The organism is Chryseobacterium sp. (assembly GCF_041914225.1).
Lineage (GTDB): Bacteria > Bacteroidota > Bacteroidia > Flavobacteriales > Weeksellaceae > Chryseobacterium.
In genome coordinates this window covers 1-23,882 of record NZ_JAYSDT010000053.1, presented here as the reverse complement: position 1 = coordinate 23,882, position 23,882 = coordinate 1, and the positions used below count along the sequence as shown (strand labels likewise).

The window sequence follows — 23,882 nt, the reverse complement described above, 5'->3', positions numbered from 1 at the left end:
TATTTTCTACCTATCGTAGAACTCGTTAAACCTGCCATATAAGTTTAAATTTGAATTTCCACAAAATTAAGAAAGTTTAACAATATCAAAAAGTGAGAAATCTCACAATTAGACAGTTTGTAATCTTTCTAAATAAGAATTTATCCATTATAGATGCGGGAAAATTTCTAACTTAAGAACCATTATTTCAGATCATAAATTTTATCTCTGAAAACTGCTTTTTGGGTAGAAGATGATATGCTTTTTATTTCAAGATGCCTCACTCTTCTGGAAGCACAATAAGGATTGATAACATACTGCCGGATCTTCGCCTCATTTTTCATATCTGAAATCCAGAAAGATACTTTATTTCCCGTTTTTATGGAGAAAATTTTAATTTTGCCAAAGGTATGAACCAGTATTTCTTCTTTCCGGTTTTCAAAAGCCGTACTTCCTGTTCTTATCATCAGAAATACTAAAACAGCCATCATCAATGTCATCGAATTTTTAAAATTAAATTTCAACATCAAAGGTCTTAGTAAAAAAATAACAACCGAAGCTGACAGTACTTCTACCCCATTCATCGGAATATTTTCAAAGAACAATACATCTACCTCAGCAAACCAATGGATCACCTTGAGTAAAATATGAATAACCCCATCATATACCCCGTTTATCAATTCAAAATCAGCGCTGACAGAAATGAGCGCGGTCATTAAGAATGAAAACACAATAATGATTTCAGAAAAGGGAACAATAACAAAATTCGCAAGGATCGAGATCAATGAAAACTGATGAAAGTAATACAGTACCACAGGTAGCGTTGCCAGCTGAGCCGACAGAGATATTGTAATGGTATTAAAAAGTATTTTTTTAATATAATTATCCTGTTTGGGAAAGTATTTTAAAAAGGGCTGATTCAGCCAATAAATTCCCAAAACAGCTAAAAAGCTAAGCTGAAATCCTACATCAAAAAGCTGCTGTGTATCTGCAATTAAAATAAAAAAGACTGACAAAGCCAATGAATGAAGCAAATCCAGCTTCCGTTGCAGCAATATGAAGATAAAATAAACGCTCAGCATAATACACGAACGCAGAACCGAATTTCCAAATCCAATGAAAGCAGCAAACAACCAGATAAAAGCCAAACTGATAGTTACAGCATATTTTCTGAATCTTAATGGAGTAAAACGGATCAGCAAAAAGTAAAACATTCCAAAGATTACAACAATATGGGTTCCGGAGATCGCCAAAAAATGAACCAGCCCTGACTTATTGAAATCCCTGACAGTATCTGCATCAATTTCTGTACGGTCCGCGAGAATAATGCCTTTTAAAAACTCATTGCTTTTTCCTGACATCCCGGTTTGATCAATTTTATTGAGAACTGCAAACCTGTATTGCCGCAGATTATCTGTAACTGTTAAATCATTCCGCTCTGCAGATCCGATTTCTTTTGAAATATAAATCTGATAATAAATATGCTTTCTTCCGAGATACCGGGCATAATCAAACTGAAAATCATATTGAGGAGCTTCAGGCCGTGTAATATAAGCTTCACTCTTGTAATAATGAATAAAATCCAGCTCTTTATAATCTCTTGGAACATAAAAAACTGAACTTAAACTTTTGTTTCCAGTTTGTGCTGTTCCTTCATATTTTCTATATTTTTCTGTAGAGTTCAGCTTTTGAGAAATCTTAAAAATAATTATTTCTTTTTGCTTTACCTGCGAATGTTCATCTGATGAAAAGGAATTATAAAAATGAAGAATAACTCCCGCTCCAAAAAACAAAAGCATCAGTAAAGCTGTCCTGGTTTTGTATAGAAAATAAGAATGAGAGCATACTATAACCAGAAGGATTAAACAAATTGCAGCAGCCCAATAAATAGCATATTCTGTCAACACCATTTTATCCTGAAAAAAAATTCCAAGAATAAAGCATACTGCGAGAATAAGAAGAGGTTGTTTTTGCAATTCCAATAATTATCTGTAAAAATTAGATAATTAATGATTGATGTATTATCTCCTAAATAACTGATAAGCGTCCCGTTATCCATCAAAGATGTCAACAGAACGCTTAATTTATTTTTATAAAAATTACGTTTGAAAGTATGCTATCTCTTTTTCAGAAATTTATCCGTCAAACGCTTTGTTTCTTTAATATAAAATAAAGGATCTTTCCCATAATCTTCATATTTGAAATCACCTGCTTTTTTAGGAACAGCTGGCTCTATCTGTGTTCCTTCATGCCATTCATTGAATGATGTGATTCCAATGAAATCCGGATTAACTTTGATGGCAGCATCAAACATATTTTCGTAATACTTTCCATTGTTTCTGCTTTTGAAGTTGGCTTCATTCCATGGACGTATTCTTGTATCTGAATAGCCCGGCCCGACACAAGGGATAAAAATCAGGTGATGCTCTTTAGCAAAACCGGCCATAAAATCCCAATTGGCAATTGTACTTCCATACACAAAACCTTCGCTGGCAAAATAGGTATAGAAACCATCAAATCCTGATGAATCAAAAAATTTCGCATCATCCTTTTCAACCCAAAGCCCGATATAAACAGCATCTAAATCTGTATTCCTTACTGTTTTTTTTCCGTTTTTGGATAGTATTTCACTCCATTCTTCCTTAGGAATTTTATAGCTGTCATACACATAGAAAAGTGGTTTTCCCTCTTTTTTATAGAAAGCATGATGAGAAGAATAGGTTTTTATGAGATAAGAAAGCTGTTCTTTTAATTCTGCTGTATTTTTATAGAAAGGCTCTATGTGGAATGCTATTTTTAAATTAAACCGATCTGCAATATCCAGATACTTGATAAGGCTCTTATCCGTGAACGAATCTTTTCCCAGCCAGCTTACTACAACTACTCCCACTCCTGCATCCTTGATCATTTTCATATGCTTCTCAATGATCTTTGGGTCATTGGAGCTGTAATTTCCGAGTGCCGGATAAAAGTTGGCACCAATATCATCTCCTCCTTTGTGATGCCCAAGGTTATTCCATTTCGGATTATTCCAATGAGGAAGGATTTCATGATTCCAGTGCTGATAGCTTCCGTCTATTGCAGGATTTCCGTACCAGCCGTAATAAAATATCTGGACTTTATCTCTTTCGTTATTCTGCTGTGCAAAGCTGTTTGAAAAAAACAATGTAATGGTCAGTAATAACAGGAAACGGTTAAAATAATTCATAGCTAAAAAGTAATTAAATTCTAAAAGTCATTGGTAAAAATTATACTTTCAATATTACCTCAGCAGCATGTTCACTGGCTCCTTTTCCACCAAGTTTTTCTCTCAGAAGATGGTAGTCATTCAGAACCTGCTCTCTTTTTTCTCCTGTCAGAATTTTATTGAGTTCTGTTACCAGATTTTTAGTATTCAGATCATTTTGAATCAGCTCTTTCACAACTTCTCTATCCATAATCAGGTTAACCAGAGAAATGTAATTGATATTTTTTACCAGTCTTTTTGCAATGGCATAAGAAATTTTGCTTCCGCGATAGCAAACCACTTCAGGAATGTTCAGCAAAGCGGTTTCCAGAGTAGCCGTTCCGGAAGTTACGAGAGCCGCCTTTGAACATCTTAGCAAGTCATAGGTTTTATTGGAAACAAAATGAACATTATCATCCACATATTTCTGATAAAATTCTTTCGGAAGACTCGGCGCTCCGGCAATCACAAACTGATAGTTCTGAAATTGCGGTCTTACAGAAAGCATCATTTCAAGCATCTTTTCCACTTCCTGTTCTCTGGAACCTGGTAAAAGGGCAATGATTTCTTTTTCATTCAGCCCGTTTTCAGATTTGAATTTTTCAACACTGATTTCCTGCAAATCTGAAATAGCATCCAGCAAAGGATGGCCTACAAAATGAGAGTGAACTCCATGCTTTCTGTAAAAATCCTCTTCAAAAGGAAGAATCACCATCATTTCATCCACATATTTTTTGATAATCTCTACACGTCCTTCTTTCCACGCCCAAAGCTGCGGGGAAATATAATAAACGACCTTGATTCCAAGCTCTTTGGCAAATCTGGCAATTCTCAGGTTAAAACCCGGATAATCTACCAGAATCAAAACATCAGGTCTGTTCTTCTGAATATCCTCTTTACAGAATTTAATATTATTCAGAATGGTGCGGAGGTTCATTACAACTTCCAGGAATCCCATAAAAGCAAGGTCACGATAATGTTTTACCAGTGTTCCCCCCTGAGCTTTCATCAGATCACCTCCCCAAAATCTGAATTCCGCATTGGGATCTTTATGTTTCAAGGCTTTCATCAGGTTGCTTCCATGCAAGTCACCGGAAGCTTCTCCTGCAATAATATAATACTTCATTTCTATAGTAAGGATAGAGAACAAATTAAGACAGATATGATCTTAATTCGTAAATTTGTTCAAAGATAATTATAAAAAATGTCAGAAGAATTTGAAATCAGGAATAAAGTTGCAGAAAGCGGCCTTATCAATTTTGACCTTACCACTTTACTGCCAAAAGGAGAAAGAAAGGGTATTGACCTTAAAGATTTTCTTTTTCAGGAGATGATCCTCAAAGAAAAAGATTTCCGTGAAAAGGTAGATGCTATAGATACTGAACAATATAAAGATTCTTATATATACATCTACAATTCTGTAGATACTATCATTCCTCTTTGGGCTTATTTTGTTTTAACTGCAAAACTTACAGATGTAGCTAAGAAAATAGTATTTGGAAGCCGTGAAGATCTGGAAGTTATTTTAATGCATAATGCCATCCAGACTTATGATTTTGAGGAAATGAGAGGAAAAAGAGTGCTTGTAAAAGGCTGCTCTGATAAAGAAATCCCTGAAAATGCTTATATTGAATTGGTAGAACAGTTAAAACCAATAGTAAAATCCCTGATGTTCGGAGAAGCTTGCTCTAATGTTCCTATTGTAAAGAACTAATATGAACAAATCTTTATCAGCCGTATTTTTATTTATTATTTTTCTTGGTATCTATTATTGCGGGAGTTTTTCAAAAATTCCTTTTGCAGACTGTGTAGGATTTGTGCTGAGTACAGAAAAAGGCATATGGGAAACAACGGCTACCGCAACCAGTCACTTTTTATATATTAATACTGTTATTTTCATTAAAAATCTGGCAGGGATCAACGCTATCGAAGCAAGCAGGTTTTTAGTAGTTTCTTCAGGGGCCGCCACAGTTTCTGTCATTTATCTCACGGTGAAAAGTATTTCAAAAACAGAATGGGCTTCTATTACGGCTGCTTTTGTATTTGGTTTCAGTTTTACCTTTTGGAGAAATGCAGAAATCGTAGAAGTATATACTTATAATTCGCTTTGGGTAAGTCTTTTTTTCTTTTCGGTTATCAAAAGTTTTACAGAAAACAAAAGAATCTATATCCTGTTAAGCAGTTTATTTCTAGGGATAAGCTTATGGGTACATATTCAGAATATTCTCCTCATCCCAGCTTTACTGATCTTTCTATTTTATTTCAGAAATGAAAAAAAATATGCTGCAACTTCACTATTGATTTTTGTTGTGCTATTCAGTTTTTTATTCATTCTGAATATCTCCCAGGGGCTTCCTTTTAATTCTCCTTATAGCTCTGACCAGGGAACATGGGTAGAAGATTCCCTGAAAAAAGATTTCATTCAATATGTAAAGGATTTTTTTCAATCTTTCGTATATCTTATTTATAATTTCAATCTGTTTACATTTTTCGGAGTCGCAGGTGTCTTATTTCTGTACAATACCAACAGAAAAATGTTTTTTGTTTTTGCAGTGGGAGCTGTATGTGTATATGGATTTTCAACATTTTATGCGGTATCAGACAATTATGTTTTCTTTTTGCCTTTCAATATCATTTTTGCTTTATCTATCGGATATGGTCTCTCCTCTGTCAAATATGCTCATCTGAGAAAATTTTCATGGGTTTGCTTATTGATTCCTGTAGGTTATCTTTTACTGTATAAAGTCATATCCTTAACAGAGAAAGGAAAAGAATTCCATTCATTTAAAGAGTATAAGGGCGGACTCTCTTATTATGTACTTCCATGGATGAATAACAATGTAGGTATTCTGGAGTTCACTATTGATAAAAAACAGGCACCAGAACCTATTGAATGGATGACCAATAGTGCAGTAGAATATATAAAGCTGTTAAAAAGTAAAGGATATACGGAGGAACAGATCAGAAAACTTTAACAATAATTATGAAAGGCGGTCATTTTATGAGGCATATTTTTTGATAACTTTGGTGTACTTAATACTTAATAAACACAAAAATGAGTTTAATTGACCTACTTACAGGGAATACTGGCAACCAGGTTGCTGAACAGGCTGAAAACAAATTCGGAATCAGCAAAAACCAGGTGATCGCCCTATTGGCTGTAGCGACCCCTCTTATCATTTCTTATCTTAGAAATAAATCTCAGGATGCAAAAGAAGCAGAAGCTTTAAATAATGCCTTAGATAAAGACCATAACGGAAGTATCTTAAATGATGCTTCACAAATTGAAGCAAGACAGGCTGAAGGCGGATCTATCCTTGATCATATCTTTGGCGGACAAAAAAGTACTGTTGAAAACCAATTGTCACAAAACACCGGGATTTCAATAGACAAAATAGGACCTATCCTTGCCATGCTCGCACCTGTTGTAATGGGTTACATCGGTCAGCAAAAGCAACAAAATAATGTAGGAGCAGGCGGCTTGGGAGATTTGTTGGGAGGAATTCTTGGAAATGCTTCAAACCAGGCTCAGGCTCAGCAGTCTAATCCTTTAAATGACATTCTTGGAAGTGTTTTAGGCGGCGGACAATCTCAATCATCTGGAAATCCACTGAACGATATACTGGGAAGTGTATTGGGCGGCGGTGGAAACCAACAACAAGGAGGTGGCGGCTTGGGCAGCATCCTTGGTAATATTCTTGGAGGTAAATAATTAATTTAATTTTCATAAAAAAGACCGGAGATAATAATCTTCGGTCTTTTTATTTTTAATTACTTTTTAGATTTTTCTTCAGAAGCTACAAAAGATTTTGAGGCTTTTTTAGGTCTTCTTTTACCATAACTTCCGGAATTAATCTTTCCTCTTCTTGATTTTTTGTCTCCTTTTCCCATAGTATGATGTATTTGTTGTTCTACGAATTTAGAAAATACAGCGCTAAAATCCAATTAATGAAGCTGTTAAAATTTTATAAATTAAGAAGGGAAGCTGGGAGAGGGAGGCTGGAAGTTATTATCAGGTTACCAGTTTCGATTCTTAATCTGCAGATCACTTATTTTTTTTCATTTTGCCAACAAAAGGCTGTTTAAATATTTCGGGCTGCCAGGACTTCCTTCTTCCAGCTTCCGGCCCCCACCCTCTTAAACTTTTATCGTTTTCCACTTTCCTTTTTTAAATAAAATAAAAGCGACAATGGTAATTAAGGTTTCTGCTGCGGGAATTGAAATAAAGACTCCTTTAGGACCCAGTTCAAAATACTTCGATAAAAAATAAGCCAGAGGAATCTGAAACAGCCAGAAACCAAAAAGATTAACCCAGGTTGGTGTCCATGTGTCACCCGCACCATTGAATGCATTGATCATCACCATTCCGATTCCATAAAAAATAAATCCGGTACTCATAATCTGAAGGGCATTTTTGGCAAAGTCTTTAATAGCAGTTTCCTGAGTGAAAAAACCCACTAAAAAATTTCCCATAAAAATAAATATCAGACTTACCACCAGCATAAAGATGACATTATATTTCACAGTTTTCATTACGGACTGTTCGGCTCTCAGCATTTCATTAGCTCCCATATTCTGTTCTACCAAAGTGGAGGCCGCATTACTCAATCCCCAGGCTGGAAGCATAAAAAACATCATCAGTCTCAAAGCAGTCTGATAACCTGCCGATGCATTCTCTCCTCCTGTAGTTGCAACCAATTCTGCAAGGAAAATCCAGTTGCATGAAGCAATGACAAACTGAAAAATTCCCGGTGTTGCGATTTTGATGATGGATTGGATCAATTCATAATTAGGTTTAAAATAAGAAAGTTTAATTCTTATCTGAGTATCCGCCACCAGAAGATGGTATAATTGATAAACTACTCCAATGCTACGCCCTATTGTAGTTGCCAGAGCAGCTCCCGTCAATCCCAAAGCAGGCACAGGTCCCAGACCTTTTATCAGAACAGGACAAAGAATAATATTGGCAATATTGGCAATCCATAAACTTTTCATCGCAATCATCGCATTTCCTGCTCCTCGGAAGATCCCATTGATTAAAAATAAAAGCATGATAATCGTACTGCTTCCCATCATAATCCTGGTAAAATTCTTTCCATAATATGCAGCCTCTGGTTTAGCCCCCATCAGAATCAGAATTTCTTCTGCATAGATCACTCCCAGTAAACTTAAAACAAACGTAATAGCAAAGGAAACAAGCAATACCTGCGCAGCACTTCTGGAAGCCTGCTCAGGATTTTTCTCCCCGATTCGTCTTGCCACCAAAGCCGTTGCAGCCATACTCATCCCTATCGCAATAGAATACATTACTGAAAGTACAGATTCGGTAAGCCCAACTGTCTGAATAGCAAAACCGCTTTCTTTCAGATGACCGACAAAATAAAGATCTACAAGCGCAAATACGGACTCCATAGCCATTTCCAGCATCATGGGAATAGCTAAAAGCAATACGGCACTTCTGATATTCACTCTGGTAAAATCTGTCTCTTCCCCGCTAAACGCTTTTTTCAAAAATTCAACATATTTTGTCATGACCTCTTTTTAGTTTACTTAGCAAAAGTATTCATTCAAAAACAATTAAAAGTTGGCATATGAAAAGTTTTTAACAACTGCTGAAGACTGATCATTTTTGTAAAAAAGTCGAATCAAAATATTGAAAACAAAATTTACAATAAATATTTATCGTATTACAATAATTATTTATACATTTACAACAAATAAAATAATTATATGAAATTAATTGGTGAAAAATCTGTCTCCACAATTTTAAATAAAATTCTGCTGACTGTTTCAATAGGTCAGCTGCTGTATTTAGGTTACTTGATTTTTGGATTCGTTATAGTATATTTCAACATACATCAGGGAACACAATATTTCCAAGACACTTTTAAAACTGGAGATTTCAATGATGAAATTACAAAAACAACCGCTGATTCTTTAACTTTTCAGTTCAAAATGCCATTAACCAATTTTGTAATCAGAGGAAGCTATACGCTATATACCTTTATTTCAATCATATTTTTCATTGGGTTTTACAGTCTGTTTACTTTTTATCTGTTCAGAATTTTCAGAGGAATGAGCAAAGAGATTATTTTTAATATAAAAGTTATTCAGTATCTTAAATCATTTGCCATTCTCAACATAATATTCATTCCTATTTATTGTGCCGTTTTATATTTCATGGATAAGTCTGTATACAGTATAGATCCAATGTTTATACTACTTCATCTTACTTTAGGAATTATCATCCTTTTTATTATAGAATTTTTTAAAAAGGGATACGAATTACAAATAGAAAATGACTTAACAATATAATTATGCCGATTATTATCAATATTGATGTAATGCTTGCAAAAAGAAAAATGCAGTCCCAGGAATTGGCTGAAAAAATAGGAATTACACAGGCCAATCTTTCAATTTTGAAAAACGGAAAAGCCAAAGCTTTAAAAATTTCAACTTTAGAAGCAATCTGTACTGCCTTGGATTGCCAGCCTGGTGATATATTAGAATTTAAACCTTAAAATAAATAATATGAAACTCAATTTAAACTTAAAAACAATCATTTTAATAATGGCTGTGTTCTCAACATACACCAATGCTCAAGAGCTAACCAATGAACACAAACAAATGTTAAAGTACGATAATACAGCTTATTTTAATACTTTGATCAATAAAAATAACATCAATACTTGTTATCAGATTGAAAACAATACCTACACTTTATTAGGCTTAGCCATTAAAATGAACAGTAAAGAAGTATTCCAAAAACTGATTGATGAAAAAGCAGATTTAGACAAAATATGTGACGGAAAGACGCCCTTAATGTTTGCAGCAAAATATGGAAATACAGAATTTACAAAGAAACTTCTGGCCAATGGAGCAAAAAAAGAGACTAAAACATCAGCCGGTTACACAGCTTTGGATTATGCCCGGAAATATGATAAACCTGAAATCATTAAACTTCTGGAATAATTTTTCAATTCATATATTCAAAACAGCGGATTTGTAATTCAATAATTAATACGAGAATAATCTGATTAATAGAACAATAATTATTATCAAAACTTAGCAATTGGTAATAAAATTTAATTTAGATTTGTATATTCTTAAAAATTATTCTTATGAAAAAAATAATCTCTACTATCTTTCTATTTGGAATGTTACTGTCCGGAAGCATGCTATCTGCCCAGAGAATGACTCAGGAAAAGATGAAAGCCATTTATTCTGATGATATAGCAACATTTAAAAAACAGTTTGCACCGGGAGATTACAACAAATGTTTCCTTGTTGGAGATATACTTTATTCACCCCTTGGTTTCAGTGTGATGGCTGACAGAAAGAATATTCTGAATTTCCTTTTGGACAATAAAGCCAATGTTAACAAAAAATGTCAGAACAAAACACCTCTTGAAGTTGCTGATGATACAAAGGGCAGTGAAGAAATAAAGAAAATTCTGATAGCAAAAGGCGGCAATAGAGATTAAAAAATCTAAAAACAATATATGAAACTTCCGAAAGGAAGTTTTTTTTATTTATAAAACCTGCAAAAATCTTATCTTTGCCAACGAAAAATTCAAGGTCCGGAATTGGACCTTAAACATTGAACTTTAAACAAATAATTATGTTTCGATCACACACCAACGGAGAGCTATCTCTGAAAAATCTGAATGAAGAAGTTACACTATCAGGATGGGTACAGACTATCCGTGATAAAGGATTTATGATTTGGGTAGATCTTCGAGATCGTTACGGAATTACCCAGCTGGTTTTTGACCAGGAGCGTTCTTCTGCACAACTGATGGAAGAGGCTAAAAAACTGGGCCGTGAATTTGTGATTCAGGCTACCGGAAGAGTTATTGAAAGAGTAAGCAAAAATCCTAATATTCCGACAGGAGAAATTGAAATCCTTGTGGAAAAGCTTACGATTCTGAATGATTCTCAGCTGCCACCTTTCACCATTGAGGATGAAACCGATGGCGGTGAGGAATTAAGAATGAAATACCGTTACCTGGATATCAGAAGAAATCCGGTAAAAGATAAACTGATCTTCCGTCACAAAATGGCGCAGAAAGTAAGAAATTATTTGTCTGATGAAGGTTTCATTGAAGTGGAAACTCCTGTACTGATCAAATCTACTCCGGAGGGAGCAAGAGACTTCGTCGTGCCGAGCAGAATGAATCCGGGACAGTTTTATGCATTGCCACAGTCTCCACAGACTTTCAAACAGCTTTTGATGGTAGGTGGAATGGATAAATATTTCCAGATTGTAAAATGTTTCCGTGATGAGGATTTAAGAGCTGACAGACAGCCGGAATTTACACAGATCGACTGTGAAATGGCTTTTGTAGAGCAGGAAGATGTTATGAACGTATTCGAAGGAATGACTAAAACTCTTTTAAAAGATATTACAGGTCAGGAATTCGGGGATTTCCCAAGAATGACTTTCGCAGATGCGATGAGAAAATACGGAAACGACAAACCGGATATCCGTTTCGGAATGGAATTCGTAGAACTGAATGAGCTTGTAAAAGGAAAAGACTTCAAAATATTTGATGATGCTGAATTGGTTGTCGGAATCAATGTAGAAGGATGTGCAGAATATACAAGAAAACAAATCGATGAGCTTGTTGATTGGGTAAAACGTCCTCAGATTGGCGCCTCAGGAATGGTTTGGGTAAAATTCCAGAATGATGGAGTAAAGACCTCATCAGTAAACAAATTCTACAGTGAAGAGGATTTAGCAAAAATTATCGAAAAATTCGGAGCAAAAGAAGGAGACCTGATGTTGATTCTTTCCGGAAACGAAAACAAAGTAAGAGCTCAGCTTTCTGCGTTGAGAATGGAACTTGGAAACCGTTTGGGATTAAGAAAAGGAAATGAGTTTGCACCACTTTGGGTTGTAGACTTCCCTCTGTTGGAATGGGACGAAGACACTGAAAGATACCATGCAATGCACCACCCTTTCACTTCTCCGAAGCCGGAAGATATCCATTTATTGGAAACTGATCCTGGTAAAGCAAGAGCCAACGCTTATGATATGGTTCTGAACGGAAACGAAATCGGTGGAGGTTCTATCAGAATTTTTGATAAAGATCTTCAGTCTAAAATGTTTGATTTATTAGGGTTTACCAGAGAAGAGGCAGAAGCTCAGTTTGGATTCCTTATGAATGCCTTCAAATATGGCGCACCGCCACACGGAGGTCTTGCATTTGGATTTGACCGTTTGGTAGCGATCCTTGACGGAAATGAAGTCATCAGAGATTATATTGCATTCCCTAAGAATAATTCAGGACGAGATGTCATGATTGATGCTCCTGCTTCGATCGCCGATGCACAGCTTGATGAATTAGAATTACAATTAAATTTAAAAGCATAAATATACAGCGGGGTTTTCACCCCGCTTTTTTATATCCTCAATTACAGGAATCTTCAATTTAGACTTACAAAAATACATGTTCATGAGAAAGCATTATCCCGGATTCACGACTTTACAAATTCAGCACACTTTCTTATTTATCAACAGAATAGACTTTATATCAATATAGAGTACAATTTTTATTTGCAAATCAAATATTAGTGAAATAACCTAATTTTAAATATAATAGTAAAAAATAAAACACAATAAATTAATTAACGAATTAAATACATTTATCAAACAAAATATCAATAAAACAATCATTATATTATGTTATATACAATAATAATCTTTTATTAATATACTTACAACACACAGCTGAATTATAATGAAGACTTAATCAAACTTAAGAATTGATTAATTTTAATAATCTTTTGCGTGGGGTAATAATAGAGCTGTTCATATATAAACCTGATCACCAACCAATATTAAATAATATGAAAAGCAAACTATTACTCTTATCAGGATGCCTTGTTTTGGCACTGAATTCATGTAGGTCGGATATTGAAAATGCACAGTCAGATTCAATAGATCAAACAACGACGAAGCTGGACAATACAAAAATTCACAAATTATTAATTAACGGAAAATACACCTATGTTAATGAAGTGAATGGTGAATATTTTTATGCTGATGATATTACGATTAGCGCCGAGCAGTTTGACAAGTTAAAAATGCAGGCCAATTCTGAAATATCCACAACTGAAAAAAGCACCATTGTAAGCTCATTTATTAAGACATGGCCGAATGCTACAGTCTATTACACATTACCCAGCCAGGGAACTATGAGCACTCAGAATTATAATACGTTCCTTACCAATATCAACAAAGCGTTTGATATGATCTCTTCCCAAACCAGCATGCAGTTTGTTGAACGTACAAACCAGACAGAGTACATCACTTTTACTTATACAACCTCCAACAGCTCTCCGCTTGGATGGCAAAAAAACAGAGTAAACGGTATTAAAATTTATAATATCACGTATCCAGCCATTATCGCTCACGAAATAATGCATTCTATGGGAATCATGCATGAGCAGTGCCGCCCGGATAGAGATCAGTACATTATTGTAGACGTAAACAAAGCTGTGGAAGGAAGCCGTCATAACTTCAATCTTTATAATGATTATGCAGGACATGGTGCGTTTGATTTCGGTTCAGTCATGATGTATCAGTCTACAGACTTTGCTATAGACCCAAGCCAGCCTGTAATGACTAAACTTGACGGATCTACATTTACCAAGCAAAGGACAGGATTGTCTGCAGGGGATTATGCAGGAATAAATCATTTGTATGGACCTGTTAATGCCAGTTCTGCAATCAACGGAACTTATACCATGACAACAGCTTTGGCGAATGATAAAAATGTAGATATTACCGGAAGTTCCACTACAGACGGCACCAGCGTAATTCTGTATTCTGCTTCTACAGGAAATAACCAGAGATTTACTTTCAGCAAATCAGATCACGGGTATTATATCATCAAATCCATACTGGATCCTTCAAAAGTACTGACTGTAAAAGGTAACGGAACAACAAGTGGAACAGCTGTTGAGCTAAGAACCAATGCTAATACAGATTCCCAGAAATGGCTATTATTCAATCTGGGAAACAATGGTTTCGGATTTGCCCCAAAGAATGCACCAGCATTGAGATTAGAGGTAAAAGACGGCTTGACAACCAATCTTACCCCGATTGTAATCGGCACTACGGATCAAACGGTTCAGCCTTCTACAAAACAGCGCTTTATCCTTACAAAAGTTAATTAAACTATTCTAACAGATAAAGAGGTTGTTTCAAAAGTCAAATAAGTTGACGCTGTCATTCTGAACGAAATGTAATGGAGTGAAGAATCTCGTATTATCAATTGTGAATGAGATTCTTCCTTAGGCAGAATGACACTTTTGAAACAGCCTCTTCTGTTTATCAGATCAGTATATACAAACTGGTCTAAATTTATTTAATAGTCAATTTCAACATCTGTTCCCTTCCCGGTCCGGTAGAAAGATAAGCCACCGGAATTCCCAGTTCCGCTTCCAGAAATGACAGAAATTCATTCATTTCTTTGGGCAGTTCTGAAGGACTTTTCATTGCAGAAAAATCAGCATTCCAGCCATTCATCCATTTGAATACCGGTTTTCCATTCTCCGGAAGTAACCCCGAAACCGATACCGTTTTTCCGTCTTCAAGTTCATAATGAGTACAAACTGCTACTGATTTCAATCCACTCAAAACATCCGCTTTTGTCAGAACCAATTGAGTGACTCCATTGATCATTACTGCATACCTTAAAGCAGGAAGATCCAGCCATCCTGTTCTTCTCGGACGTCCTGTATTGGAACCAAACTCATTCCCTTTCATTCTGAGATCATCTCCAAATTCATCTAAAAGTTCCGTTGGGAATGTGCCATTTCCAACACGGGTACAATATGCTTTCGCAATCCCATAAATTTCACCGGTCTTTTTCGGTGAAACACCTAATCCGCTGCTCGCCCCCGATGCGGTCGTTGAAGAAGACGTTACATATGGGTAAGTACCGTGATCAATATCCAGCATCGCTGCCTGAGATCCTTCTGCCAACACTTTTTTACCTTCAGATAAAGCTTTGTTAAGATAAATCTCAGTGTCTGTACAATTGAATTTTTTAAGAAATTCCACCGCATCAAAAAACTCTTTACTGATTTCTTCTAAAGCCGGCAAAACAATCATTCCTCCTTCTTCCAGTATTCTGTAATCTCTATCCAGAATGTGTTGTGCCCTGCTTTGAAAATCTGATGAAAATATATCCCCTACTCTCAGATTCTGCCTTAATATTTTGTTTGAATATGCCTGAGCAATTCCATTCTTTGTAGTTCCGATCGTGGTATACTCGGGACTTTCTTCCATAAAAATATCCAGAAGCCTATGCGTTGGCATTACCAGGTGTGCTTTTTGAGAAATAATGATAGTATTTTCCGGCTGAATGGTTTTATCAAACACCTGAAGATTCAGAATTTCTTTTTTAAAACTTACAGGATCCAGAACAGTTCCTGTGCCGATCACATTCTGTACTCCTTGCATAAAGATCCCGGAAGGAATCATTTTAAGCGTGATTCTGCGCCCGTTTCTTTCTATGCTGTGTCCAGCGTTAGATCCGCCATTAAAACGTGCTGTAATATCATAATTTTCACTGATAAGATCAATGAACTTACCTTTACCTTCATCTCCCCATTGTAGTCCTAATACAATATCCATATTTGTACTTTAAATTTTATGAAGCAAAGCTATGACAGCCAGCTGGAAAGACCGTTGTCATTTGACAAAAAGCGATTATGAAATATCAGAAGTTAGTAAAACTCACAAACTCTATTACTCTCAAACCTTATAAAATATTTCTCCTGATCCTGCTCAAAGAAGAAGGCGTAACTCCAAGATAAGATGCCAGCATAGACTGCGGAACCCTGTTAGCAAGGCCGGGATAATGATTTAAAAAGTGAATATAGCGTGATTTTGCATCCTGATTCAGCATGATGCTCGCCACTTTGAGTTTATTCTCAGCAACAAAAGCATGGATTCTTGCAAACAAAACCGGCCATACAGCAATTTTATCTTCCAGAATTTTAAAGTGCTTAAAATCAATCACCAACAGGACAGCATCAGTAATAGCCTCAATATCTTCATGGGCAGGCAGCTGATCAGTAAATCCCTGAAAATCTCCGATAAACCGCCCTTCATAGATGAAATACCTGGTGAAATCATCTCCCTGCCTGTTATAATATAAAGACCGGAAAACACCTTTCTTCACAAAAGCAATTCCTTGGCTTACTTTCCCTGCTTCTACAAAAAGTTCCCCCTTTTTTACAGTAATTTCCTGAATTCCTTCAGCAATCAAAAGCTCATCCTGAGGATTCAGTGTTACGAATTTTTTGATATAAGTAAAAAGCTCTTCCATATCTGTTATCAACCACGGATTGCGGAAGTATAAAGGTATAAAAGTCACCGCTAAAAACAATTGTCATTTGGTAACAAAGTTCACAAAAGGTACCACATGAGTTTCTGGCGGCATATTAATTGCTTGATTTTTAAAAACGTAAGACAATGAAAGCAATTTGGAACGGCGCCATTGGCTTCGGTTTAGTAAACATTCCTGTTAAAATTTACTCGGCAACGGAAACCACAAAACTGGATCTCGATATGCTCGATAAATCTGATTTTTCCAATATCCGGTTCAAAAGGGTAAATGAAAATACGGGAAAAGAAGTAAAATGGGAAAACATCGTCAAAGGTTATCTCATGGACGACAAATACATCGTTCTTGATGAAGAAGATTACGAAGCGGCAAGCCCTGAAAAGACAAAAATACTTTCCATTGACCAGTTCGTTAAAGAAGAGGAAGTGGATAGTGTTTATTTTGAAACGCCTTATTATCTGGAACCCCAGAAAAATGGGGAAAGCGCTTACAGGCTTTTATTGAAGGCACTTGAAAAGACCGGTATGGTAGGCGTAGGGACATTTGTACTCCGTGAAAGCGAAGCTATCGGAATGATACGTCCTTATAACGATGAAATTCTTGTCCTGAACCGTTTAAGGTTTGACCAGGAAATAAGAGATTATACTGATTTAAAAATTCCTGCTCAAAAGGCACCCAAACCTGCAGAACTTAAAATGGCAGTAAGCCTGATTGAACAGCTTTCCCAGGAATTTGATCCCGCAATGTATAAAGATACCTATTCTGATGAATTGATGAAAATCATCAAGCAGAAAGCCAAAGGCAAAAATATAAAAGCAAGAAAAACACAGCCTGCAAAAGAAGGCAAAGTGATTGACCTCATGGCACAGTTAAAAGCCAGCTTAAATACTTCTAAATCCAAATCCGCATCGTAATGGCTCTCAAAGATTATCATAAAAAACGAAAGTTCGATGAAACCAGCGAACCCAAAGGAAGAACAAAGAAAAGTAAGAATAAGCTGATTTTTGTAATCCAGAGACATGCTGCAACCAGACTTCATTATGACTTCCGCCTTGAAATGGAAGGGGTACTGAAAAGCTGGGCTGTTCCGAAAGGCCCTTCTTTAGACCCCAAAGACAAACGCCTTGCTATGATGGTGGAAGATCATCCCTATGATTATAAAGATTTTGAGGGAAATATTCCTGAAGGGAATTATGGTGCCGGACAGGTAGAAATCTGGGACAGCGGAACGTATGAACCTTTGGAAGAAAACAGTAAGCTTTCTGATGAAAAAGAGCTTCTGAAAGAATTACATGCAGGATCTTTAAAGTTCATTTTACATGGTAAAAAGCTGAAGGGTGAATTTGCTCTGGTTAAAATGAAAAATACGGAGGACAATTCATGGCTGCTCATTAAGCATAAAGATGAATTTGCAGAAAGTCCGTATGATGCTGAAGAAAACACATCCCCAAAATCTTTGGTTTCCCAATTTTTAGAGGAAAAAAAAAGCCTAAAAATAAAAGAAAAAAAGAAGTCATAACTACTGAAAAACCATTTAGAAGTTTCAATTCTTTAACAAACGAAAAAAAGCTTAAATCTTTCATCAGGCCTATGCTGGCTAAGCTTTCCGAAGATGCCTTCAATGATAAAGACTGGATATTCGAAATAAAATGGGATGGCTACAGAGCCATTGCGGACCTCAGCCATGAAACCCCACTCTTCTATTCCCGGAACGGAATTTCATTTTTATCAAAATTTGATAAAAATCAGTCAGGATTTCGATAAGCAAAAATATCAGATGATTCTGGATGGCGAAGTTGTCGCATATGACGATCAGGGAAAGCCCAATTTCCAGCTTCTACAGCAAATCGGGGACAATCCAGGTACACCACTTGTTTATCAGGTTTTTGACCTTCTCTGGCTGAATGGTCATTCTACTGAGGAACTTCCGCTCATTCAGCGGAAGGAACTTTTAAAAGAAGCTTTAATTGAAACTGATGCCATTAAATATTGTGATCATATTCCCGAAAAAGGTATTGAATTTTTTAAGCAAATGAAATGGAAGGTATGATTGCGAAGCGGGCGGATAGTTTGTATATTGAAAACCACAGAACCAGTGACTGGCTTAAAATAAAATTTTCAAATACTGAAGAAGTAATTATTTGTGGTTTTACAGAACCGAGAGGATCCCGTGAAAGTTTCGGGGCATTGATACTGGGGAGATATATTAATCAAAAGCTTACGTATTGCGGCCATACTGGTACAGGGTTTAATAAAACGTCTTTGAAAGAGCTTTATCAAAGACTTGAGAAATTAATTGTACAATCTTCACCTTTCGAAAAAATTCCTAAAACCAATATGCCAGTAACCTGGATAAAACCGGAACTGGTATGCGAAATCAAATATTCTGAGATTACCCGGGACGGAATATTCAGACATCCTGTTTTTATAACCGTCAGAGAGGACAAAGGACCAGAAGATATCAAGGAATCATCCTTCACCGAAAAACCTAAAGAAATGAAGACAAAAACATCATCTAAAAAAACTGAAGTTTCTGAAAAAGAAAAGGAGATCACATTAGATAAGCATAAAGTTAAACTGACCAATCAGGATAAGATCTATTTTCCTAAAGATGGTATTACGAAGGGAGATGTTATTGGCTATTACCAGTCTGTGGCGAATTATATCTTACCTTATCTGAAGAACCGCCCTCTTTCTCTCAACCGGTTTCCAAACGGAATTGAAGAACAGGGCTTTTATCAGAAAGATGCAGGAGACACCATACCGGACTGGATAAAAACCACGCAGGTATATTCTGAATCAAATGACAAATACATCGATTATATTTACTGTAATGATAAAGCAACATTAGCCTATCTGAATAATTTAGGATGTATTGATATGAATCCGTGGAACAGTTCACTTCCTGACCTTGAGCATCCTGATTACCTTGTTTTGGATCTTGATCCGTCAAAGAAAAATACATTTGATGATGTAATTGAAACAGCTCTTCAGGTGAATGAAGTTTTAACAGCAATTCATGTAAAAGGCTATTGTAAGACTTCAGGAAGTACCGGTATCCATGTTTATATTCCGATGGGTGGTAAATATGATTTTGACCAGGTCAAAGACTTCGCCCATATTCTGATGAAACAGGTGAATGAAAGACTTCCTGAACTCACCACGTTAGAAAGAAGCTTGCAGAAAAGAGATAACAAAAAGATTTATCTTGATTACCTGCAGAACAGAACAGGGCAAACCCTGGCAAGCGCATACAGCTTAAGGCCCAAACAGGGAGCTTCAGTTTCTATGCCTTTGGATTGGGATGAATTAAAACCTGGAGTGAAACCTATGGATTTTAATATTGATAATACTCTTGAAAGAATTAAAGAAAAGGGAGATTTGTTCAAGCCGGTTTTAGGTAAGGGAATTGATATGATGAAGGCCTTGGAGCGGCTGCAGAATATAGGTTAAAATAAAACTCCCACATCGTATAATGCAGGAGTTTCTTAAAAAAAATTAAATATAATTATTGATTGTAAATATGTACATCTCTCTGTGGAAAAGGAATTCCGATTCCTGCTTTGTCAAGAGCTTCTTTACAACTAATGATCAGCTCCTCGTTCATCGTCCAGAAATTTTCAGTGGAAGAGCTGACTCTTACAGATAAATTGACAGCACTCTCTCCAAGCTCTGTTACCACGACCTGCGGGGCAGGGGTTGCAAGAGCATATTGATTATTTTTAATGACATTCATTAAAAGATCTTTTGTATGTCTTAAATCTGCATCATAAGCAACTCCGATATCCAATGATGTTCTTCGTGTTCCCAGTTGGGTAAAATTGGTAATGCTGTTATTTGACACTACTCCGTTAGGAATAACAATCAGTTGATTTTGTGGTGTAACCAGTCTGGTATGAAAAATATCTATAGCCTCTACAGTTCCTGAAACTCCTGAATTGGTAGAAATAAAGTCACCGATCTTAAAAGGTTTTAATAATAAAATTAAAATTCCACCGGCAAAATTCGTCAGGGATCCCTGCAATGCCAAACCAACAGCCAGACCTGCCGCACCAATCATAGCTACAAATGCAGAAGTCTGCACTCCCAGCTGAGTTACAACGACAATGAACAACAGAATATTCAGTCCCCAATTGATAATATTTAAAAGGAAATGCTGCAGAGAAGCTTCCATATTCCGTTTTTTGAAGGCTTTTTCAACCAGTTTTTTGATCATTCTTATCATCCATGATCCAATCAGGTAAATTAATAATGCAGAAATGATTGCAGTAAAAATTCTCGGAGCCCATGAAATTGCTGAAGAGATTAATGTGTCCCAGTGCTGCTGAATCTTGTTCAATTCTAAATCGTCCATTTTTGTATTATATATGTGTTTTACTATTTATATCAATAAGGTATTGATATCTCCTGCAAAATTTAAACAGAAATTTACCTTACACTCCTGGAGTGAAAGTAAATTATATTGATCCTTAAAAACAGATTGTAAGCAGAACGGAATGTTTCAGCTTTACTCAATAATCATTCAGAAATTGAATCTTGCAGGAAGAAATAATTTTCGGGTCATAGAATTACAAAAACGGTACCGAAGTCTATCAACCTTAAAGAAAATAACAATTAAATAAATATTACTTAAGGTAATTTTGCCACCAGATTTTCCGGTAAAAGCCTAAGAATATGATAAATAATTTTCCATTTAAAGTTTGGAACAATGGTAAAAGAATTTCCTGCATTAACAATGAATTTCGCTACATACTCCGGTTCCATGATCAGAGATTCATTCAAATCCAGCCCTTCATTTATTTTTGTTCTGATATAGCCGATGACCAAAGCATTTACAATGATTTTACGGGAAGCCAGTTCCTGTCTCAGACCAGCCAGAAACTGTGTAAATGCGGCCTTTGTACTTCCATAGACAAAATTACTTTTCCTTCCTCTTACTCCGGACAATGAAGAAAGCCCGACAATTCTTTCCAGATTCTTATTGCTTTTATCCATTGCAATAATACTGAGAACAGACACCCCTCCCATATAATTAACCTCCATCATTTGCTTTGCTCCCTTGAAGTCAGTTAGCGCTTTTTGATTGTCTACTAAAAAGCCTGCGGCATAGACCACAATATGAGGTTTTACGGAAAGGCCGGAATAGAATTTCTGATGAGAATCAAAATCTGAGGCGTCAAAATACAAAACAGACACTTTTGAATGATCCAGGTTATTTGAGTCGATAAAGTTTTCCAGTGAAGCTGTATTTCTGGAAGCAGCAATTACTGAAAACCCTTTTTCAAGATATTGCTTTATACATTGTTTGGCAACATCAGAATTTGCCCCCAAAATAAGGACCGTTTTGTTTGTGTTTTGATTCATGTGACAAAGATAAATTTTTATTTAAACAATGATTTCACCAATTGCTTTTACAAATAAACATATGATTACTTCAGCTTCTATAATTCTACATAAAAAAAGCTGCGGCGGGTGAACTTCGTTCACCCGCCGCAGACAGATATTTTCAGACTGAATTATTTTTTTTCTTCAGTGGCTGTTTCTTTTTTATCATCTGCCTTATCAGCAGATTTCGCTCCAAAGCGGGCTTCTGTCATTTCTCTTGAAACCGCTGCTTTTTCGAATTTCAGCTTTCCGGATAAAGTTTCAATTACAAAACCGTCATCCTGAACCTGAGCAATTCTTCCGTGAAGACCTGATGTAAGCACTACTCTCGTTCCTACTTTAAGGTTTTCCTGAAAGTTTTTTTCCTGCTTCTGTTTTCTCATCTGAGGTCTTATCATCAGGAAATAAAACCCTACAAACATTACACCCATCATGATCAGCATCATTGATGAAGATCCCTGAGGCTGTGCCTGTAAAAATAATGTCAGCATATTTTAATTATTATGGTTGAATGTTCGCAGTGAATGTTAATCTGATCGGGGCTTTTTCTACGTTTGCAAAAACATCTGCATACTTCTGAACGTTCCCGTCAAAGCTTGAAGAATCAAAGTGCAATGTAACTTTTCCTTTTTTACCAGGCATAATTGGTTCTTTCGTAAAGTCCGGAGCTGTACATCCGCATCCTGGCTTCACTTCAGAAATGATCAATGGGTTTTTCCCCGTGTTGGTAATTTCATATACGTGCTCTACTTTATCTCCTTTTTTGATTTTTCCAAAATCAAAGCTGTTTTCAGATAAAGCAACAGAAGTAGACGGCTGATTAAAAACCGGAGCAGCTGCTTCACCAGTTGCAGGTGTTGCTGCAGAATCAGTAGTTAGAGGAGCCGCAACAGCTGCAGAGTCAGTAGTTGCAGTTTCAGTACCTTGAGTTTCTTTGTTTTCTTTTTTGCATGAAACTAACCCAAAGCCTATAATTGACAAGGCGATAATTGATAACGTCTTTTTCATTTTATATTCTATTTTGATCTTTACAATATTTATCTAAAATACCATTGATGAAAATATTGGAACGGTCTGTAGCAAATACTTTTGCAATTTCAATATATTCATTAATGATGACTCTTGAAGGCGTGAAAGCAAAGTTATCAAGTTCAGCAATTGCTGTAGACAAAATTACTTTATCCATTAGAGAAACTCTTTCCAGATCCCAGTTTTCAAGTCTTTCTTCCAGTTTCTTTTCATTGTTCTCCCAGTTGTTCAACGTGTCTTTCAACAGTTTTGCAGCGAAAGTTTTATCATCTTCATCTTTAATCATCTTGATCAAAGTTCTGCTTTCTTCATCCTCTCTCAGGAAACCAATTGTTTTCTGTACCATTGAGTTGGCAATGTGGATATCATCATACCATGAAAGTTCCTTATCTCCTAAATAATCATGAAAATCTTCATTCTCAGCAATATATCTCAAGAATAATTTACCGATAAATTTCTGATCTTCTTCAAAGGAGTAACCTTCTTCTTTCATGAAATCCTGATAACGTTTCCCTGCAGTAATTCTTTGGAAAGTCTTTACCAATAAATCATCATGCATATCCCATTTCAACTGCTTATGCTGACCTGTAAAAAACAATCTTTCAGGATTTTCTTCCAGTTTAAGCAATACCTGGTTGTTGATGAATTTTTGGTTAGGATTGATATCAGCATCAGTCTTAAGAAACTTATTCTTACCAATTTCGATCTGATGTTCTGCCAGTTCTTTCAGAGCTACCAAAAAATTGAGCTGGTAGATGTACAGATAATAGATTTTCTCTATCCCGGCAAACATGTTTTTCTCTAAAACATCAAATTTTACAGGATTTTGGTAGTATGAATACACTGTCTGTACTACTTTTTCACGGATTTGTCGTCTTCCTAACATTCAAAGAGCTTTT

24 protein-coding genes and 1 pseudogene are annotated in these 23,882 nt (G+C 36.0%); 13 read left to right on the top strand and 12 right to left on the bottom strand.

All coding sequences use genetic code 11. From position 1 onward, the window contains the following. Positions 1-182 precede the first annotated feature (182 nt). From ACE3RB_RS17390 to lpxB, 3 genes are all read right to left on the bottom strand, one after another. Complete coding sequence (locus tag ACE3RB_RS17390; RefSeq protein WP_374465375.1) at positions 183-1,955, bottom strand: ComEC/Rec2 family competence protein; 1,773 nt, start codon at positions 1,953-1,955, stop codon at positions 183-185. 140 nt (positions 1,956-2,095) lie between these two features. After that, positions 2,096-3,187 carry a glycoside hydrolase family 99 protein gene (locus ACE3RB_RS17385; protein WP_374465374.1) on the bottom strand — a complete coding sequence of 364 codons (1,092 nt, stop codon included), beginning with the start codon at positions 3,185-3,187 and terminating at the stop codon, positions 2,096-2,098. 40 nt (positions 3,188-3,227) lie between these two features. Then, positions 3,228-4,331 (bottom strand): lipid-A-disaccharide synthase, encoded by a 1,104-nt coding sequence (gene lpxB, locus ACE3RB_RS17380; RefSeq protein WP_278352518.1) that lies wholly within the window; start codon positions 4,329-4,331, stop codon positions 3,228-3,230. A gap of 78 nt (positions 4,332-4,409) precedes the next feature. Here lpxB and ACE3RB_RS17375 point away from each other — a divergent pair, with 78 nt between their 5' ends. The 3 genes from ACE3RB_RS17375 to ACE3RB_RS17365 all read left to right on the top strand — a co-directional run bounded on the left by ACE3RB_RS17375 (position 4,410) and on the right by ACE3RB_RS17365 (position 6,917). Further along, positions 4,410-4,919 (top strand): DUF2480 family protein, encoded by a 510-nt coding sequence (locus ACE3RB_RS17375; RefSeq protein WP_374465373.1) that lies wholly within the window; start codon positions 4,410-4,412, stop codon positions 4,917-4,919. Between the two features lies 1 nt (position 4,920). Beyond that, positions 4,921-6,180: a protein O-mannosyl-transferase family gene (locus ACE3RB_RS17370; protein WP_374465372.1), complete on the top strand. Its 1,260-nt coding sequence runs from the start codon at positions 4,921-4,923 to the stop codon at positions 6,178-6,180. An 80-nt stretch (positions 6,181-6,260) separates the two neighbouring features. Next, complete coding sequence (locus ACE3RB_RS17365; protein ID WP_002976305.1) at positions 6,261-6,917, top strand: DUF937 domain-containing protein; 657 nt, start codon at positions 6,261-6,263, stop codon at positions 6,915-6,917. 59 nt (positions 6,918-6,976) lie between these two features. Here the strand turns inward: ACE3RB_RS17365 and ACE3RB_RS17360 are convergent, their stop codons facing one another. Then, a complete protein-coding gene (locus ACE3RB_RS17360; protein ID WP_002976304.1) occupies positions 6,977-7,096 on the bottom strand; it encodes a 30S ribosomal protein THX in 120 nt (39 codons plus the stop codon). 246 nt (positions 7,097-7,342) lie between these two features. Continuing rightward, entirely contained in the window at positions 7,343-8,737 is a 1,395-nt protein-coding gene (locus tag ACE3RB_RS17355) for an MATE family efflux transporter (protein WP_374465371.1), read from the bottom strand. A 198-nt stretch (positions 8,738-8,935) separates the two neighbouring features. Between ACE3RB_RS17355 and ACE3RB_RS17350 the strand changes: the two genes are divergently transcribed. From ACE3RB_RS17350 to ACE3RB_RS17325, 6 genes are all read left to right on the top strand, one after another. Beyond that, positions 8,936-9,520, top strand: a complete 585-nt coding sequence (locus ACE3RB_RS17350; RefSeq protein WP_374465370.1) for a DUF2975 domain-containing protein — start codon at positions 8,936-8,938, stop codon at positions 9,518-9,520. A gap of 2 nt (positions 9,521-9,522) precedes the next feature. Beyond that, positions 9,523-9,726, top strand: coding sequence for a helix-turn-helix transcriptional regulator (locus tag ACE3RB_RS17345; RefSeq protein WP_077418859.1), 204 nt, complete (start codon positions 9,523-9,525; stop codon positions 9,724-9,726). A 10-nt stretch (positions 9,727-9,736) separates the two neighbouring features. Then, a complete protein-coding gene (locus ACE3RB_RS17340) occupies positions 9,737-10,177 on the top strand; it encodes an ankyrin repeat domain-containing protein (RefSeq protein WP_374465369.1) in 441 nt (146 codons plus the stop codon). 149 nt (positions 10,178-10,326) lie between these two features. Then, positions 10,327-10,689 carry a hypothetical protein gene (locus tag ACE3RB_RS17335; RefSeq protein ID WP_332385683.1) on the top strand — a complete coding sequence of 121 codons (363 nt, stop codon included), beginning with the start codon at positions 10,327-10,329 and terminating at the stop codon, positions 10,687-10,689. A gap of 137 nt (positions 10,690-10,826) precedes the next feature. Continuing rightward, complete coding sequence (gene aspS / locus ACE3RB_RS17330; RefSeq protein WP_374465368.1) at positions 10,827-12,581, top strand: aspartate--tRNA ligase; 1,755 nt, start codon at positions 10,827-10,829, stop codon at positions 12,579-12,581. A 476-nt stretch (positions 12,582-13,057) separates the two neighbouring features. Then, on the top strand, positions 13,058-14,389 hold the full coding sequence (locus tag ACE3RB_RS17325) for a M12 family metallopeptidase (protein ID WP_374465367.1): 1,332 nt from the start codon (positions 13,058-13,060) through the stop codon (positions 14,387-14,389). 187 nt (positions 14,390-14,576) lie between these two features. Here the strand turns inward: ACE3RB_RS17325 and ACE3RB_RS17320 are convergent, their stop codons facing one another. Both ACE3RB_RS17320 and ACE3RB_RS17315 read right to left on the bottom strand, forming a co-directional pair. Continuing rightward, positions 14,577-15,854, bottom strand: coding sequence for an adenylosuccinate synthase (locus ACE3RB_RS17320; RefSeq protein ID WP_374465366.1), 1,278 nt, complete (start codon positions 15,852-15,854; stop codon positions 14,577-14,579). Between the two features lie 127 nt (positions 15,855-15,981). Next, positions 15,982-16,551 (bottom strand): Crp/Fnr family transcriptional regulator, encoded by a 570-nt coding sequence (locus tag ACE3RB_RS17315; RefSeq protein ID WP_374465365.1) that lies wholly within the window; start codon positions 16,549-16,551, stop codon positions 15,982-15,984. A 146-nt stretch (positions 16,552-16,697) separates the two neighbouring features. Between ACE3RB_RS17315 and ACE3RB_RS17310 the strand changes: the two genes are divergently transcribed. From ACE3RB_RS17310 to ligD, 4 genes and pseudogenes are all read left to right on the top strand, one after another. Further along, complete coding sequence (locus ACE3RB_RS17310; RefSeq protein WP_374465364.1) at positions 16,698-17,483, top strand: Ku protein; 786 nt, start codon at positions 16,698-16,700, stop codon at positions 17,481-17,483. Continuing rightward, positions 17,483-18,088 (top strand): DNA polymerase ligase N-terminal domain-containing protein, encoded by a 606-nt coding sequence (locus tag ACE3RB_RS17305; RefSeq protein WP_374465363.1) that lies wholly within the window; start codon positions 17,483-17,485, stop codon positions 18,086-18,088. The genes ACE3RB_RS17310 and ACE3RB_RS17305 overlap by 1 nt, the downstream gene beginning before the upstream one ends. A gap of 71 nt (positions 18,089-18,159) precedes the next feature. Next, positions 18,160-18,619: pseudogene (locus tag ACE3RB_RS17300) on the top strand (hypothetical protein). Then, entirely contained in the window at positions 18,607-20,022 is a 1,416-nt protein-coding gene (ligD, locus tag ACE3RB_RS17295) for a DNA ligase D (RefSeq protein WP_374465362.1), read from the top strand. Before ACE3RB_RS17300 ends, ligD begins: the two are co-directional and overlap by 13 nt. A gap of 55 nt (positions 20,023-20,077) precedes the next feature. Here ligD and ACE3RB_RS17290 read toward each other — a convergent pair whose 3' ends face one another. The 5 genes from ACE3RB_RS17290 to ACE3RB_RS17270 form a co-directional block, all read right to left on the bottom strand. Then, positions 20,078-20,923, bottom strand: coding sequence for a mechanosensitive ion channel family protein (locus ACE3RB_RS17290; RefSeq protein ID WP_374465361.1), 846 nt, complete (start codon positions 20,921-20,923; stop codon positions 20,078-20,080). A gap of 275 nt (positions 20,924-21,198) precedes the next feature. Further along, positions 21,199-21,933, bottom strand: a complete 735-nt coding sequence (locus tag ACE3RB_RS17285; protein WP_374465360.1) for an SDR family NAD(P)-dependent oxidoreductase — start codon at positions 21,931-21,933, stop codon at positions 21,199-21,201. 152 nt (positions 21,934-22,085) lie between these two features. Beyond that, the gene (gene yajC / locus ACE3RB_RS17280; RefSeq protein WP_002976292.1) at positions 22,086-22,445 is read right to left on the bottom strand and encodes a preprotein translocase subunit YajC; all 360 of its coding nucleotides are present in this window, start codon (positions 22,443-22,445) and stop codon (positions 22,086-22,088) included. 10 nt (positions 22,446-22,455) lie between these two features. After that, positions 22,456-22,962, bottom strand: a complete 507-nt coding sequence (locus ACE3RB_RS17275) for a DUF1573 domain-containing protein (protein ID WP_374465359.1) — start codon at positions 22,960-22,962, stop codon at positions 22,456-22,458. Position 22,963: 1 nt separating this feature from the next. Continuing rightward, a complete protein-coding gene (locus tag ACE3RB_RS17270) occupies positions 22,964-23,869 on the bottom strand; it encodes a transcription antitermination protein NusB (RefSeq protein WP_002976290.1) in 906 nt (301 codons plus the stop codon). Positions 23,870-23,882: the final 13 nt, after the last annotated feature.